At 63.9% G+C, this 14054-nt stretch carries 14 protein-coding genes; 9 read left to right on the plus strand and 5 right to left on the minus strand.

The window, feature by feature from the left end; all coding sequences use genetic code 11:
* Positions 1 to 202: 202 nt before the first annotated feature.
* From KI241_RS05335 to KI241_RS05350, 4 genes are all read left to right on the plus strand, one after another.
* Positions 203 to 1561 carry an HD domain-containing phosphohydrolase gene (locus KI241_RS05335; protein ID WP_212803439.1) on the plus strand — a complete coding sequence of 453 codons (1359 nt, stop codon included), beginning with the start codon at positions 203 to 205 and terminating at the stop codon, positions 1559 to 1561.
* A gap of 185 nt (positions 1562 to 1746) precedes the next feature.
* Positions 1747 to 2163, plus strand: coding sequence for an NUDIX domain-containing protein (locus KI241_RS05340; RefSeq protein ID WP_212803440.1), 417 nt, complete (start codon positions 1747 to 1749; stop codon positions 2161 to 2163).
* A 17-nt stretch (positions 2164 to 2180) separates the two neighbouring features.
* Complete coding sequence (locus KI241_RS05345; protein ID WP_042731626.1) at positions 2181 to 2819, plus strand: LysE family translocator; 639 nt, start codon at positions 2181 to 2183, stop codon at positions 2817 to 2819.
* Complete coding sequence (locus tag KI241_RS05350) at positions 2816 to 3313, plus strand: GNAT family N-acetyltransferase (protein ID WP_212803441.1); 498 nt, start codon at positions 2816 to 2818, stop codon at positions 3311 to 3313. The genes KI241_RS05345 and KI241_RS05350 overlap by 4 nt, the downstream gene beginning before the upstream one ends.
* Positions 3314 to 3424: 111 nt before the next feature.
* Here the strand turns inward: KI241_RS05350 and metR are convergent, their stop codons facing one another.
* A complete protein-coding gene (gene metR / locus KI241_RS05355) occupies positions 3425 to 4342 on the minus strand; it encodes a transcriptional regulator MetR (RefSeq protein ID WP_042731628.1) in 918 nt (305 codons plus the stop codon).
* 107 nt (positions 4343 to 4449) lie between these two features.
* Here metR and metE point away from each other — a divergent pair, with 107 nt between their 5' ends.
* Positions 4450 to 6759, plus strand: coding sequence for a 5-methyltetrahydropteroyltriglutamate--homocysteine S-methyltransferase (gene metE, locus KI241_RS05360; protein WP_212803442.1), 2310 nt, complete (start codon positions 4450 to 4452; stop codon positions 6757 to 6759).
* 265 nt (positions 6760 to 7024) lie between these two features.
* A complete protein-coding gene (locus KI241_RS05365) occupies positions 7025 to 8044 on the plus strand; it encodes an alpha/beta hydrolase (protein WP_212803443.1) in 1020 nt (339 codons plus the stop codon).
* A gap of 182 nt (positions 8045 to 8226) precedes the next feature.
* Here the strand turns inward: KI241_RS05365 and KI241_RS05370 are convergent, their stop codons facing one another.
* Positions 8227 to 9108, minus strand: coding sequence for a LysR substrate-binding domain-containing protein (locus tag KI241_RS05370; RefSeq protein ID WP_042732266.1), 882 nt, complete (start codon positions 9106 to 9108; stop codon positions 8227 to 8229).
* 109 nt (positions 9109 to 9217) lie between these two features.
* On the opposite strand from KI241_RS05370, the gene KI241_RS05375 reads away from it, so the two are divergent.
* A complete protein-coding gene (locus KI241_RS05375; protein WP_212803444.1) occupies positions 9218 to 10849 on the plus strand; it encodes a 5-guanidino-2-oxopentanoate decarboxylase in 1632 nt (543 codons plus the stop codon).
* Between the two features lie 140 nt (positions 10850 to 10989).
* Here the strand turns inward: KI241_RS05375 and KI241_RS05380 are convergent, their stop codons facing one another.
* Complete coding sequence (locus tag KI241_RS05380) at positions 10990 to 11919, minus strand: AraC family transcriptional regulator (RefSeq protein WP_042732268.1); 930 nt, start codon at positions 11917 to 11919, stop codon at positions 10990 to 10992.
* A 328-nt stretch (positions 11920 to 12247) separates the two neighbouring features.
* Here KI241_RS05380 and KI241_RS05385 point away from each other — a divergent pair, with 328 nt between their 5' ends.
* Together KI241_RS05385 and KI241_RS05390 are read left to right on the plus strand one after the other, a co-directional pair.
* Positions 12248 to 12601 carry a putative quinol monooxygenase gene (locus KI241_RS05385; protein WP_042732272.1) on the plus strand — a complete coding sequence of 118 codons (354 nt, stop codon included), beginning with the start codon at positions 12248 to 12250 and terminating at the stop codon, positions 12599 to 12601.
* Between the two features lie 42 nt (positions 12602 to 12643).
* Positions 12644 to 12886, plus strand: coding sequence for a hypothetical protein (locus tag KI241_RS05390; RefSeq protein WP_042732269.1), 243 nt, complete (start codon positions 12644 to 12646; stop codon positions 12884 to 12886).
* A gap of 45 nt (positions 12887 to 12931) precedes the next feature.
* Here the strand turns inward: KI241_RS05390 and KI241_RS05395 are convergent, their stop codons facing one another.
* A complete protein-coding gene (locus tag KI241_RS05395; RefSeq protein ID WP_042732270.1) occupies positions 12932 to 13552 on the minus strand; it encodes a flavin reductase family protein in 621 nt (206 codons plus the stop codon).
* A 132-nt stretch (positions 13553 to 13684) separates the two neighbouring features.
* On the minus strand, positions 13685 to 14044 hold the full coding sequence (locus KI241_RS05400; RefSeq protein WP_212803445.1) for a hypothetical protein: 360 nt from the start codon (positions 14042 to 14044) through the stop codon (positions 13685 to 13687).
* Between the last annotated feature and the right edge of the window lie 10 nt (positions 14045 to 14054).

A 14054-nucleotide genomic window follows, 5' to 3' on the forward strand; every position in this document is an offset into this window, starting at 1 on the left:
CAATAGAACCCTGGGAACATCTGATATCCCTTTCGCTGGCATGAGAGTTCTGGCCCGTACATGGCCTTCCATGGGGTACAGCATAGTCGGCTCATCGGGATGCGCTCGGCCCGTGATGGCAAATCGTGCCTAAATGCCGGCAATCTACTAGCCTGTCTTCTGGGGGACGGTAAACGGTCGTCATCAATAGGAGGGGGTAGCAATGGAAGATCAATCGCCGGACGTTCCGGTCAAAAAACCGACGGTGCTGTTGGTCGATGACGAAGAGTCGATCCTCAACAGCCTGCGCCGGCTGCTGCGCAGCCAGCCCTACGAAATCCTGCTGGCCGACAGTGGCGCCAAGGCCCTGGAAATCCTCAAGGAGCGGCCGGTCGACCTGGTGATGACCGATGCGCGCATGCCCAACATGGACGGCGCCACGCTGTTGGCACAGATTCGCCAGTTGTACCCATCGACCTTGCGCATCCTGCTCACCGGCTATGCCGACGTCGACATGATGACCAAGGCCATCAACGAGGGCGGCTTGTACCGCTACCTCAGCAAACCGTGGAACGACGAGGAAGTGGTGCAGGCCCTGCGCCAGGCCCTGGCCCACCAGCATTCCGAAAGCGAACGCCAGCGCCTCGAAGCGCTGACCCGCGAGCAGAACCAGCAACTCAAGACGCTCAACGCCACCTTGGAAAAACGCGTGGCCTCGCGCACCTCCGAGTTGCAGCAGACCGCCGACATGCTCGACCTGGCCTACGATGAACTCAAGCGCAGCTATGTCACCAGCACGGAAGTGTTCTCGCTGATCGCCAACCTGCGCCTGCCCAAGGCCAAGCAGACCAACCGGCAGATCATCGAGTTGATCCGGGTCTACAGCCGCCTGCATTTCCTCGACGAGTCCACCGATCGCGACCTGACCATGGCGGCGGCGCTGTACAACATCGGCAAGCTGAGCTGGACCGACAACATGATGGTCACGCCGGCCGACCTGCTGCACCACACCGAGCTGGACCTGTACCGCGCCTATCCGAAGCAGAGCGAATCGCTGTTGATGACCCTGGACCCGATGAAGGACGCGGCCCGGATCATTCGCCATCACCAGGAACGCTGGGACGGCAGCGGCTTCCCCGAACACCTCAAGGGCGAGGCGATCCCGTTCGGTTCGCGGCTGTTGAAGCTGGCGGTGGACTTCATCGAATTGCAGCGCGGGTTGATCCTCGAACGGCAGATGAACAGCGACGAAGCCCTGGTCTACATCCGCAAATACGCTGGCAAGCTGTACGACCCGGACATGATCGAGGACTTCATCAAGGCCTGCGGCGAATACCTGGACGACGTGACCCTGTCGGACCCGACGGTGAAGGTCTTGAACACCCGGGAGCTGGCGGCCGGGATGGTCCTGGCGCGCAACCTCAATGCCGACAACGGCATGTTGCTGCTCAACGCCGGCAAGATCCTGAGCGGTCCGCTGGTGGAAAAACTCATCGCCTTCGAAGCGATGGAGTGCGCCCGCTACAGCGTGTTCGTCAAGATTCCCGAAGACGCTTCGGCGCCCAGGCCGATCCTGGGGTGAACACAGCTCAACCTGTGGGAGCGGGCTTGCTCGCGAAGGCGGTGTGTCAGTTAAGGATGTATTCCCTGACACACCGCCTTCGCGAGCAAGCCCGCTCCCACAAGAGACGGTGTTGATCTTGAGGCTTTGCTCCAACCGCTGCGATCTGTAATCTCCCGGGCATTTTTTGCCCGAGGCCAATTCCCATGACCGATTCGCTCATCCGCATCGCCGCCGCCCTGTTGATCGGGCCGGATGGTCGGACCCTGCTGGTGCGCAAGCGCGGCACCCTGGCCTTCATGCAGCCGGGGGGCAAGATCGAGCCCCATGAGCAACCGGTCGAGGCCCTGGCCCGGGAGCTGGAGGAAGAGCTGGGCCTGGTGATCGATCCTGCCCAGGCGCGCAACCTGGGCGCCTTCAGTGCGCCGGCCGCCAACGAGCCAGGCTTTACCGTCCAGGCGCAGGTGTTCCTGCTGGAAATCGACGCCGCTGTTTCACCGGCTGCCGAGATCGAGGAAGTGCGCTGGATCGATCCGGCCGGCGAGCACGACCTGCTGCTGGCGCCGTTGACAGGCGAGGTCATCCTGCCGTTTTATCGAGCGTCGCCTTCCGTGGCCCGCTGATTCCAGGAACAACGCCCATGATTGCACTGCCAGACCTGCTGATTTTCGCCGCCGCCGCGTTGCTGATGGTGCTCACGCCCGGTCCGAACATGATCTACCTGATTTCCCGTTCGATCTGCCAGGGCCGCAAGGCCGGCGTCACTTCCCTGCTGGGAGTGGTGGCGGGCTTTTTCGTGCACATGTTCGCGGCGGCAGCGGGGCTGACGGCGGTGTTCCTGGCGGTGCCTCTGGCCTATGAAATCCTGAAGTGGGCCGGTGCGCTGTACCTGCTGTGGCTGGCCTGGCAGGCCGTGAAGCCCGGTGCTCGCTCACCGTTCGAGGCGCAGCAGTTGCCGGCGGACTCTACGCGCAAGTTGATCACCATGGGCTTTCTCACCAGTGCCCTGAACCCCAAGATCGCGGTGTTCTACCTGTCGGTGTTCCCGCAGTTCATCAGCCCGGAGCACGGCTCGCTGTTCACCCAGAGCCTCATCCTCGGGCTGACCCAGATCAGCATCAGTTTCAGCGTCAACCTGTTGATCGCGCTGTTTGCCGCCGGGATTGCGTCCTGGTTTGCCCACAACCCGACCTGGCTGGCGGTGCAGCGTTATTTCATGGGCTTTGTGCTCGCTACGTTGGCGCTGCGCCTGATGCTTGAGCAACGGCGCGGGGCATGAACATCCGGCGGCTGCGGGCCGGCGATGCCAGCGCGTATCGCGAACTGATGCTCCAGGCCTACGCGCAGCATCCGCAGGCCTTCACTTCCAGCGTCAGTGAGCGGGCGGCGCTGCCGATCAATTGGTGGGAGTCGCGGCTGACCAGCCGGCTGGACGTGGTGCTGGGGGCGTTCGAGGCGGGGCAACTGGTGGGGATGGTCGGTCTGGCCCTGGAGCCTCGGGCCAAGGCCCGGCACAAGGCGATCCTGTTCGGCCTGTACGTCAGCGCCGCCCATGGCCGCCAGGGGCTGGGCCAGCAGTTGCTGCAAGCGGCCCTCGACGAAGCTCGCCGCCACACTTTCCTGCGTCTGGTGCAGTTGACCGTCACCGCCGGCAACGACCCGGCGGTCAAGCTCTACCAGCGTTGCGGCTTTGTGCTGTATGGGCTGGAGCCGATGGCCATCCGGGTAGATGACGAATACTTCGACAAGATCCATATGTGGCTTGAACTGTAGGGCCCCTTCGCGGGCAAGCCCGCTCCCACAGGGGTGGTGGTGTCCACAGAATTGGGCTTTGCCGCGGATCCTCTTGTGGGAGCGGGCTTGCTCGCGAAGGGCTCGCCGCCATCAGCGCACCGCACTGACCCCATCGAGGGTGGAAAACGACGTGTCCTTCGCCGTCAGCAGGAAGTCGCGCATGTACGGTGCGTCGAGCATGTCGGTGCGGACCGCTGCGTACAGGGTGGCGAACAGGCCTTTTTCGCCCAGGCGCTTGGCCTTCACGTAGCCCCGTGAGCTGTATTCATGCAGCGCCCAGTGGGGCATGCCGCAGACGCCGCGGCCGCTGGCCACCAGTTGCATCATCATCACCGTCAGTTCGGACGTGCGCACCTGGGCCGGTTCGATGTCGGCCGGCTCCAGGAAGCGGGTGAAGATGTCCAGCCGATCCCGTTCCACCGGGTAGGTGATCAGGGTTTCGCTGACCAGGTCCTCCGGCACGATGAACGGTTTGCCCGCCAGACGGTGCTGGTTGGCCACGGCGAGCATCGCTTCGTAGGTGAACAGCGGCACGTAGGTGATGCCGGCCAGTTCCAGCGGGTCGGACGTGACCACCAGGTCCAGGTCGCCCCGGGCCAGGGCCGGCAACGGCGCGAAGGCGAAGCCCGAGGCCAGGTCCAGTTCGACTTCGGGCCAGGCGTCGCGGAACTGGTCGATGGTGGGCATCAGCCACTGGAAGCAGCTGTGGCACTCGATCGCCATGTGCAGGCGCCCGGCGGTGCCGCCCGCCAGGCGCGCGATGTCCCGTTCGGCGCCGCGCAGCAGGGGCAGGGTGGCATCGGCCAGTTGCAGCAGGCGCAGGCCGGCGCTGGTGAACCGTACCGGTTTGGTCTTGCGCACGAACAACTGCATGCCCAGGCGTTCCTCCAGTTCCTTGAACTGGTGGGACAGCGCGGACTGGGTCAGGTGCAGGCGTTCGGCGGCTTCCACCAGGCTATCGGCTTCGCGCAGGGCATGCAGGGTCTTGAGGTGACGGAGTTCAAGCACCGGAGGCTCCATGAGAAAAACTTGTGATCAACACGAAAAGGTTGAGTTTGTCTCATGAAGGGTCGGCTGTCGACAATAGCGCCATCTTTTACAGGAGGACGCACACCATGGCCCTGGCCCACACCCTCGGTTTTCCCCGCATCGGCGCCGACCGCGAACTGAAAAAAGCCCTCGAAGCCTACTGGAAGGGCGACCTGGCGCCGGACGCGCTGCAAGCGGTGGGGCGTGAGCTGCGGGCCCGGCACTGGCAATTGCAGAAAGACGCCGGTATCGACCTGCTGCCCGTCGGCGACTTCGCCTGGTACGACCAGGTGCTCAGCCACACCCTGGCTTTGGGCGTGGTTCCATCGCGTTTCCACGACACCCTCAATGGCCAGGGCCGGCCTACCCTCGACACCTTGTTCGCCATGGCCCGTGGCGCCACCGCCAGCTGTTGCGCCGGTCACGGCCAGGCGCAACACGCCCAGGAGCTGACCAAGTGGTTCGACACCAACTATCACTACCTGGTCCCGGAGTTCTCCGCTGACCAAGCGTTCACCCTGAGCTGGGAACAGCTGTTCGACGAAGTGGACGAGGCCCACGCCCTGGGCCATCGGGTCAAGCCGGTGCTCATCGGCCCGCTGACCTACCTGTGGCTGGGCAAGGCCAAGGGCGAGGACTTCGACAAGCTGGACCTGCTGGAGCGGTTGCTGCCGGTCTACGGTGAAATCCTCAATCGTCTCCAGCGCCAGGGCGTGGAATGGGTGCAGATCGACGAGCCGATCCTGACCCTCGATTTGCCCCAGGCCTGGAAAAATGCCTTCGAGCGGGCCTATCACATCCTTCAGTATTCGCCGCTGAAAAAACTCGTGGCGACCTACTTCAGTGGCCTGGGCGACAACCTCGGCCTGGCGGTGAGCCTGCCGGTGGATGGCTTGCACATCGACGCGGTACGTGCGCCGGAGCAATTGGGCCAGGTGCTGGACCGGCTGCCGAGCTACAAGATCCTGTCGGTGGGCCTGGTCAATGGCCGCAACGTCTGGCGTTGTGAGCTGGAACAGGCGCTGGCGCAGTTGCAACCGGCCCAGGAACGTTTTGGCGACAACCTCTGGGTCAGCACGTCCTGCTCGTTGCTGCACAGCCCGGTGGACCTGGAGCGTGAAGACAAGCTCGACCCCGAACTCAAGAGCTGGCTGGCCTTCGCCGTGCAGAAGTGCGGTGAAGTGGCGGTGCTGCGCGATGCGTTGAATGACCCTCAGGCCCCCGGCGTCCACCAGGCCTTGGCCGACAGCCGTGAAGTGCAGGCCCGTCGCGCCGCCTCGGCACGGATCCACAAGCCTGAGGTCCAGGCCCGACTCGATGCGATCAGTCCCCAGGACAGCCAGCGGCAATCGCCCTTCGCCCAGCGCATCGAACGGCAGCGTGCCAGGCTGAAGTTGCCGGCGTTTCCGACCACGTCCATCGGTTCTTTCCCACAGACGTCGGCGATTCGCCTGGCACGTCAGGCCTATAAACAGGGCAAGTTGTCGGCCAATGATTATCAGGACGCCATGCACACCGAGATCCGTCATGCCGTGCAGATCCAGGAGCGCCTGGGCCTGGATGTGCTGGTGCATGGCGAGGCCGAGCGCAACGACATGGTGGAGTATTTCGCCGAGCAACTGGACGGCTACGCCTTCACCCGTTTCGGCTGGGTGCAGAGCTATGGTTCGCGTTGCGTGAAGCCGGCGATCATCTACGGCGACATCAGCCGGCCCAAGCCCATGACCGTCGACTGGATCTGCTACGCCCAGCGCCTGACCGACAAGGTCATGAAGGGCATGCTCACCGGGCCCGTGACCATGTTGATGTGGTCGTTCCCCCGCGAAGATGTGTCGCGCCAGGTCCAGGCCCGCCAACTGGCCCTGGCCCTGCGGGACGAAGTGCTGGACCTGGAGAAAGCCGGCATCAGCATCGTGCAGATCGACGAGGCGGCGTTTCGCGAGGGTCTGCCGTTGCGCCGCGGCCAATGGCAGGAATACCTCGACTGGGCGGTGGAGGCCTTCCGCCTGTGCGCCTCGGGCGTGGGCGATGAAACCCAGATCCATACCCACATGTGCTACAGCGAGTTCAATGACGTGATCAAGGCCATCGCCGACATGGACGCCGACGTCATCACCATTGAAACCTCACGTTCGGACATGGAATTGCTGGAGGCTTTCGAAGCGTTCGATTACCCGAACGATATCGGCCCGGGCGTCTATGACATCCACTCGCCCCGGGTGCCGGACACGGCCGAGATGGTTTCGCTGATGAGCAAGGCGGTCAAGCGCATCGCTCCGGAGCGGTTGTGGGTCAACCCCGATTGCGGCTTGAAAACCCGGGCGTGGCCGGAGACGGAAGCGGCGTTGGTGAACATGGTGGCGGCGGCGCGGCAGTTGCGCAGTCAGTTGGCTTGACGCACGCAAGCGTCCCTGTGGCGAGGGAGCTTGCTCCCGCTGGAGTGCGAAGCGCTCCCAAACATCTTTCGCCTGGAAGTAGGGTAAAGGCTCGAAGATCTGGGGCGGCTGCGCCGCCCAGCGGGAGCAAGCTCCCTCGCCACGGTGTTCGGTTGCAATACCACTCGGCAATCTTCATCAAACTGTCACGCAACTGTGGCAGCGCGCTTGAACAAACTTCATCAGACTCGCGCTCTACTGGGGTTCTGCGTTTTGGTGTTTCTTCATGCGTGTATTCATTTTCCTGGCCGCCTTATTGTGCGGCCTGCCGTCGATTGCGGCTTCTCGTTGTGATGTGAATGTGCCGACCCAACGGGTCGATCTGGATCAGGTCAGCGTGGCGTACCAGAGCGTGGGCCGCCCCTCCGATCCTGCGCTGTTGCTGGTGATGGGGCTGGGTGGGCAATTGATCCACTGGCCGGACGAAGTGGTGGTGGCACTGTGCGAACAGGGTTTCCGGGTGATTCGCTACGACAACCGGGACGTCGGCCTGTCCACCTGGCGCCAGGCGCCAGGCAGCGCCAACCTGGCCTTTGAAGCGCTGCGCTATAAACTCGGCTTGCCCGTGGCATCGCCCTATACCTTGACCGACATGGCCGAGGATGGCCTGGGCTTGATGGATGCCTTGAAGGTGCAGCGTTTTCATGTGTTGGGCGTGAGCATGGGCGGGATGATCGCCCAGCACATGGCTGCCATGGCTCCGCAGCGGGTCGAAAGCCTGACGCTGATCATGACCAGTTCCGGCGCCGAAGGCCTGCCGGCACCCAGCGCGGCATTGGTCCAGCTGTTGTCGCGGCGCAGCGCGCCGAATCGCGAAGTGGCGCTGGAGCAACAGGCCGACCTGCTGGCCGCCTTGGGCAGCCCCATGGTGGTCGACGATCGGCAGGCGCTGCTGCACCAGGCCGCGGTGGCTTATGACCGGGCCTTCAACCCCGAAGGCGTGCAGCGCCAGATCATGGCGATCCTGGCGGAGCCCAGCCGCGTGGCGTTGCTCAATCAACTGCGGGTGCCAACCCTGGTCGTCCACGGCACCGCCGACCCGTTGCTGCCGGTGATGCATGGCGTGCACCTGGCCGCACACATCCAGGGTAGCCAATTGAAGCTGATCCCAGGCCTGGCCCATCGTTTCCAGGAGGCGTTCAAGGCGCCATTGCTGGGCGCGGTGCTGCCTTACCTGCAACAGCATCGTGACGATACGTCGCACTGGGCGCAGATCGAACCGGTGCAGGCGCCGAATGTGCTTTGACAAGCATGCAGTTTTCTCAAGTTTCGTAGAACCTGTGGCGAGGGGATTTATCCCCGTTGGGCTGCGTAGCAGCCCCATCTTGCCGACTCAATTTACCTGACACGGCGAGCGGCACTCTTAGGGGCTGCTGCGCAGCCCAACGGGGATAAATCCCCTCGCCACAGAGGCCTGCTGCTGTGGGCTCATCGCGCCTTGGCCTGCGCCACCAGCCATTCCATCAAGGCCTGCAACGGCGCCGCCACCTCGGCCTTGCGCGGGAACACCAGGTGATAACCCAACCCGGTTCCGACCTTCAGTTCGAACGGCATCACCAACCTTCCGGCGCTCAGGTCGTCGCCGATCAACGACCAGTCGCCAATCGCCACGCCGGTGCCTTGTGAGGCCATGGACATCGCCAGGTCGAGGGTTTCGAAGTGCTGGCCCTTGGCGGCGCTGCCCAGGTGCACCCCGGCGGCGTCCAGCCAGGTGGTCCAGTCGCGCCCGTCGGGGGTGGGGTGCAGCAACAGATGTTGTTGCAGGTCGTCGGGCGAGTGCAGCGGCACGGGGCCGTCCAGGAGCGGGCGCGAGCAGACCGGCGTCAGTTGTTCATCGAACAGGTGCAGGCTGGCCAGCGAGGCATCCGGCGGCGGGCCGTAGACCACGGCGGCGTCGAAGGCCTCGCGCTGGAAATCCACGCCGTGCTTGACCGTGGTGGTCAGCTCCACCGGCACATCCGGCCGCGCCTTCTGCCATTGCAGCAGGCGCGGCAACAACCAGCGCAGCACGCACGTCGGGGCCTTGAGTTGCAGGGCCCGGTGCTTGTCACCGATCTGCTCCACCGCCTCGCCGATCAGGTTGAACACCTGCTGCACCCGCGGCAGCCACGCCGCGCCTTGCGTCGTCAGGCTCAAGCCCCGGGCCTGGCGCTGGAACAACGCATAGCCCAGATGAGCTTCCAGCCCGGCGATCTGCCGGCTCACCGCGCCCTGGGTGATGTGCAACTGTTCGGCGGCCCGGGTGAAGTTGCAGCACTGGGCGGTGACCAGGAAGGTGTGCAGGGCCGGAAGCGGCGGAAGGCGTTTCATCGGTGCGAGCCATGACGTGAGGACATGGCGAGTATGACTTTTTATCGATTGTTGCCGCCATGGCCTGACCGTTCAATGACGCCATTCCAAGAGAAAAAGGGCAGTGGCGATGGCAACGTGCGGCGAAGTGTTGGTCAAGTTACTCGAAGGCTATGGCGTGGAGCAGGTGTTCGGCATTCCTGGCGTACACACCGTCGAGTTGTATCGCGGGCTGGCCCGTTCAAGCATTCGCCATGTGACGCCGCGTCATGAACAGGGCGCAGGTTTCATGGCCGACGGTTATGCGCGGGTCAGCGGCCAGCCTGGCGTGTGTTTCATCATCACCGGCCCCGGCATGACCAACATCACCACCGCCATGGGCCAGGCCTACGCCGATTCGATCCCGATGCTGGTGATCTCCAGCGTGCAGTCGCGCAGCCAGTTGGGGGGCGGGCGGGGCAAGTTGCATGAGCTGCCGAACCAGGCGGCGCTGGTGAGTGGCGTCGCGGCATTTTCCCACACGCTGCTGTCCGTCGCCGAGTTGCCCGGCGTGCTGGCGCGGGCGTTCGCGGTGTTCCAGGCCGGGCGCCCGCGGCCGGTGCACATCGAAATCCCGTTGGACGTGCTGGTCGAAAACGCCGACGCCTTGCTGGCCTGTGCACCGGTGAACATCAGCCGCGCCGGGGCCGCACCGGTTGCAGTGCAACAGATGGCGGCGATGCTGGCCACGGCCCGCCGGCCACTGATCCTGGCCGGTGGCGGCGCCATCGACGCTGGCGCCGAGGTGACCGCGTTGGCCGAACGCCTTGGCGCGCCGGTGGCGTTGACCATCAACGCCAAGGGCTTGTTGCCGTCCCGTCATCCGTTGCTGATCGGCTCGACCCAGAGCCTGGTCGCCACCCGCGCGTTGGTCGCCGAGGCGGATGTGGTGTTGGCCATCGGCACTGAACTGGCCGAGACCGACTATGACGTCACCTTCGCCGGTGGTTTCGAGCTCCCTGGCGCGCTGCTGCGGATCGACATCGACCCGGACCAGACCGTGCGCAACTATCCCCCTCGGCTGGCGCTGGTGGCCGACGCCCGCAGCGCCGCCGCAGCCTTGCTCGATGCCTTGGGTCGGCAACCCATGGCTGAGCGCTACCAGGACTGGGGCGCGGCGCGGGCTGCCCGGTTGCGGGCCGACCTTTCGAAGCATTGGGACGCGGCGACCCGTGCCCAGACGGTTTTCCTCGACAGTGTCTTGCAGGCGCTGCCGGACGCAGTCTTCGTCGGTGATTCGACCCAACCGGTGTACACCGGCAACCTGACCTTCAACCCCGAACAGCCGCGCCGCTGGTTCAACTCGTCCACCGGCTACGGCACCCTGGGCTATGCGCTGCCGGCGGCCATCGGCGCCTGGCTCGGCGGCAAGGACCAAGGGCACGGACGCCCGCCGGTGGTGTGCCTGATCGGCGATGGCGGGTTGCAGTTCACCCTGCCGGAGCTGGTCAGCGCCGTGGAGGCACGTGTGCCGGTGATCGTGCTGCTGTGGAATAACCAGGGTTACGAAGAGATCAAGAAGTACATGCTCAACCGCGCCATCGAGCCGGTGGGCGTGGACATCTACACCCCCGATTTCATTGGCGTGGCCAAGGCTCTGGGCTGCTTTGCCCAGGCTGTGGAGAATACGGCGTCACTGCGCGCGGCGCTGCTTACGGCTCGTGAGCGGCAGGGGCCGACGCTGATCGAGATTGACCAGGAGGTTTGGACATCGAAGTGCTGAGGTGTTTTTTACTGGCCCTTTCGCGAGCAAGCCCGCTCCCACATTGATCGCTGGTGAACAGACATTCTGGTTCACTGGCATTCCTTGTGGGAGCGAGCTTGCTCGCGATGGGATCGGCCCAGTCAACGCAACACCGCCGGTCAAACCGTCAACCGCAACCGCGCCAGATCCCGCAACGGCGGCGCGCCAAACAGTCGGCTGTACTCGCGGCTGAACTGCGAAGGGCTTTCATAGCCCACCCGATAGCCCGCGGCGGAGGCTTCCAAGCCTTCGGCCAGCATCAGCCGCCGGGCTTCTTGCAGGCGCAGTTGCTTCTGGTATTGCAGCGGGCTCATCGCCGTCATGGCCTTGAACCGGTGGTGCAGGGTCGAGACGCTGAGGTTCACTTCCCGGGCCAGTTCGTCGATGCGCAGCGGTTGTTCGAAGTGGCGGTTGAGCCATTTGATCGCCTGGCTGATGCGATGGCTCTGACTGTTGGCGATGGCGATTTCGTACAGGCGATACCCCTGTGGACTGCGCAGCAGGCGATACAGGATCTCCCGGCGCACCAATGGCGCGAGCATGGCGATGTCTTTCGGGCTGTCCAGCAATCGGGTCAGGCGCAAGACGGCATCCAGCATTGGCGTGTCCAGGCGCTCGACATACAGGCCGCGTCCGGCCGGGCGGGTCGGCACGCCCAAGGGGCCTGCGTCGGCGATCAGCGCGGTGATTTCCGCCGGGTCGATGTCCAGGCGCAGTGCCAGGATCGGGTGCTCGGGCGACACGTTGGCGATGCAACCGCTCAATGGCATCGACACCGACACCACCAGGTAATGCAGCGGGTCGTAGTTGAACTGTTCGTCTGCCAGGCGCACCTGTTTGCTGCCCTGGGCCATGATGCACAGCGCCGGTTGCGCCAGCACGGGGGCAAACTCGTTGGGTTGGCTATGGCGCGACAGGTTCAGCGAGGCGATCGCCGTCGCGTAGGTGCCGTCCTCGCAGGTATTGCGCTGGATGATCGACGCCAGTTCGGCGCGCTGTTGTTCCAGGTACGTGTCCAGCGGGACGTGGGCGTGATCGAGTGGCGTCATGCCGGAATCCTCGGGAAATAGAGAGCGGTGGGCAAAAGCTTATGTTTGTGCAAGCCGCAGCGGTAGCCACATCCTGTTGAAAGCTTGCCTGATCCTGCACGGCGTGACAGGGGGCGGCCGGGCCATGCTGGCGAAACTTGCTTGAAACCTTTTGTTTCAAGTTCTCCGGATTCAGTCGACGACTCGGCGAATTTTGTAACGCTCTGGCGCAGGATTGTGCAATGGGTCGGCAGGAATCGACTAACGAGGCTGGTGCCTTGGCGCTTAACCTTTGATCCTGTCGCAGCCTGTCACCGGCTGCACCACGGATGACCTGGGAGGGTTGAACATGACGACACAGATCCCCGTCAGTCACATGGTTTTCGTGCGGGCCCGCAGCGGTTGCTCCAAGCAACTGGGGGCACGCCTGAGCACACTGGTCGCGCCCTCGCGCCAGTCCCCTGGTTGCCTGCACTTTGCGTTGCAGCAATCGCAATGCGACGCCGACTTGTGGCTGGTGTCGGGGCTGTGGACCCATCAGCAGGTGATGGAGGCCTACTTCAATTCCCCGGCCATGGCGATTTTTTCCGCATTGGTACAGGACTTGGTGGTCAGCAGCCTGGATTTCCACACCTTTCGCGAAGTGTCCGCCGCCCAGGCGACTGAAGGCTGCCTGGCGACGGTACACAAACTGGCCGGTTGAAGGTTTAATGACGGTTATTTTTCATCGCCAGGAAGCTTGAGCATGGCACGTAAAGCCTTTGAAACCTTTGAAGCTGTTTCCGCCGTCATGCCCCGGGAAGGGGGCGGCTATTTCGCGGCCATCGCCACCAAAGCCCTCGGTGGCTCGGGGGCGCCGCGTTTCAACAAGGTGCTTGAAGAGCAATCCTTCGACACCGCCGCCAAGGCCGATGAAGCGGCCGCCGTGGAACTGACCCGCCTGCAGGATGTGGATGAAGAGGGTGGGCTGGTGTGGCGAGTTGACTGATCATCGACACAGAGCGCCCTCGCCAAGGGTCGAATCGCTATTGCCTTACGTCGGGCGATGCATCTTGAACAGCGCCTCGGGGCCCAGCTGGAAATAGTCTGCCGGGCCGCCGCCGCGCAAGATCGGCTCGGCGGCAGCAGTGTCGTAGATCCCGTCCTTCAACAGCCATTTGGCGATGTGCACGGCAACCACTTCACCCAGGATCAGCCAGCTCGGCACCAATGCCTGGTCCGCCCGTTGCAGTTGAATGATCTGGGTGACCTTGCATTCGAAGGACACCGGGCTTTCAGCCACCCGCGGCACCTGGATCACCCGTGAGGCCGCGGGGGTCAAGCCTGCCAGTTCGAACTCGTCGACCTCAGGCGCGACCATCGCGCAGCTCTGGTTCATCTGCTCAGCCAGCGGGCGCGTGGCCAGGTTCCAGGCGAACTCGCCGGTCTGTTCAATGTTGTTCAGGCTGTCTTTGCGACCGACGCTGGAAAAACCAATGATCGGTGGGATGTAGTTGAAGGCGTTGAAGAAACTGTAGGGCGCCAGATTCAGGCGGCCCTCGGCATCCTGCGAAGAAATCCAGCCGATGGGGCGTGGGCCGACGATGGCGTTGAACGGGTCGTGGGGCAGGCCGTGGCCGTGGGCAGGTTCGTAGAAGTGGATCTCATCGGGCATGACAGCGTGTTCCTGGAAGGCATGGGTCGGCGACTCATAGTGCAAGGCCCGGCCTTTTAATTCCAGATGGATGAACGCAGAAAAATCGCAGCCTCCGGCATTGCCGAAGGCTGCGATCCTGTTTCCCGACCCTCAACCGATGGCTTCGGCGGTGCCGGTCTTGTCAAAACCGTCAGCCGCGATGGCGTCGGCGGTGCCGGTCTTGTCGAAACCGTCGGCCGCGATGGCGTCGGCGGTGCCGGTCTTGTCGAAACCGTCGGCCGCGATGGCGTCGGCGGTGCCGGTCTTGTCGAAACCGTCGGCCGCGATGGCGTCGGCGGTGCCGGTCTTGTCGAAACCGTCAGCCGCGTAGCTGCCCGAGTGGCTGCGTTCGATGGCGGCGCTGGCACCGGCGCCGAAGGCGGCCGATCCGGTCTTTTCATAGCCGTCCGCAGCGAAGGTGTTGGCGGCCAGTACGGACAGGGTCAGGGCGAGCATCAGTTTGGTTTTCATGTCGGTTACT

The sequence above is a fragment of the Pseudomonas sp. Cab53 genome (assembly GCF_018325965.1).
Taxonomy (GTDB): domain Bacteria; phylum Pseudomonadota; class Gammaproteobacteria; order Pseudomonadales; family Pseudomonadaceae; genus Aquipseudomonas; species Aquipseudomonas chlororaphis_E.

Excerpts from the sequence above, each read along its gene's own strand:
- KI241_RS05335 (WP_212803439.1), top strand. The coding sequence starts at position 203 with ATGGAAGATCAATCGCCGGACGTTCCGGTCAAAAAACCGACGGTGCTG.
- KI241_RS05340 (WP_212803440.1), top strand. The coding sequence starts at position 1,747 with ATGACCGATTCGCTCATCCGCATCGCCGCCGCCCTGTTGATCGGGCCG.
- KI241_RS05345 (WP_042731626.1), top strand. The coding sequence starts at position 2,181 with ATGATTGCACTGCCAGACCTGCTGATTTTCGCCGCCGCCGCGTTGCTG.
- KI241_RS05350 (WP_212803441.1), top strand. The coding sequence starts at position 2,816 with ATGAACATCCGGCGGCTGCGGGCCGGCGATGCCAGCGCGTATCGCGAA.
- metE (WP_212803442.1), top strand. The coding sequence starts at position 4,450 with ATGGCCCTGGCCCACACCCTCGGTTTTCCCCGCATCGGCGCCGACCGC.
- KI241_RS05365 (WP_212803443.1), top strand. The coding sequence starts at position 7,025 with ATGCGTGTATTCATTTTCCTGGCCGCCTTATTGTGCGGCCTGCCGTCG.
- KI241_RS05370 (WP_042732266.1), bottom strand. The coding sequence starts at position 9,108 with ATGAAACGCCTTCCGCCGCTTCCGGCCCTGCACACCTTCCTGGTCACC.
- KI241_RS05375 (WP_212803444.1), top strand. The coding sequence starts at position 9,218 with ATGGCAACGTGCGGCGAAGTGTTGGTCAAGTTACTCGAAGGCTATGGC.
- KI241_RS05380 (WP_042732268.1), bottom strand. The coding sequence starts at position 11,919 with ATGACGCCACTCGATCACGCCCACGTCCCGCTGGACACGTACCTGGAA.
- KI241_RS05385 (WP_042732272.1), top strand. The coding sequence starts at position 12,248 with ATGACGACACAGATCCCCGTCAGTCACATGGTTTTCGTGCGGGCCCGC.
- KI241_RS05390 (WP_042732269.1), top strand. The coding sequence starts at position 12,644 with ATGGCACGTAAAGCCTTTGAAACCTTTGAAGCTGTTTCCGCCGTCATG.
- KI241_RS05395 (WP_042732270.1), bottom strand. The coding sequence starts at position 13,552 with ATGCCCGATGAGATCCACTTCTACGAACCTGCCCACGGCCACGGCCTG.
- KI241_RS05400 (WP_212803445.1), bottom strand. The coding sequence starts at position 14,044 with ATGAAAACCAAACTGATGCTCGCCCTGACCCTGTCCGTACTGGCCGCC.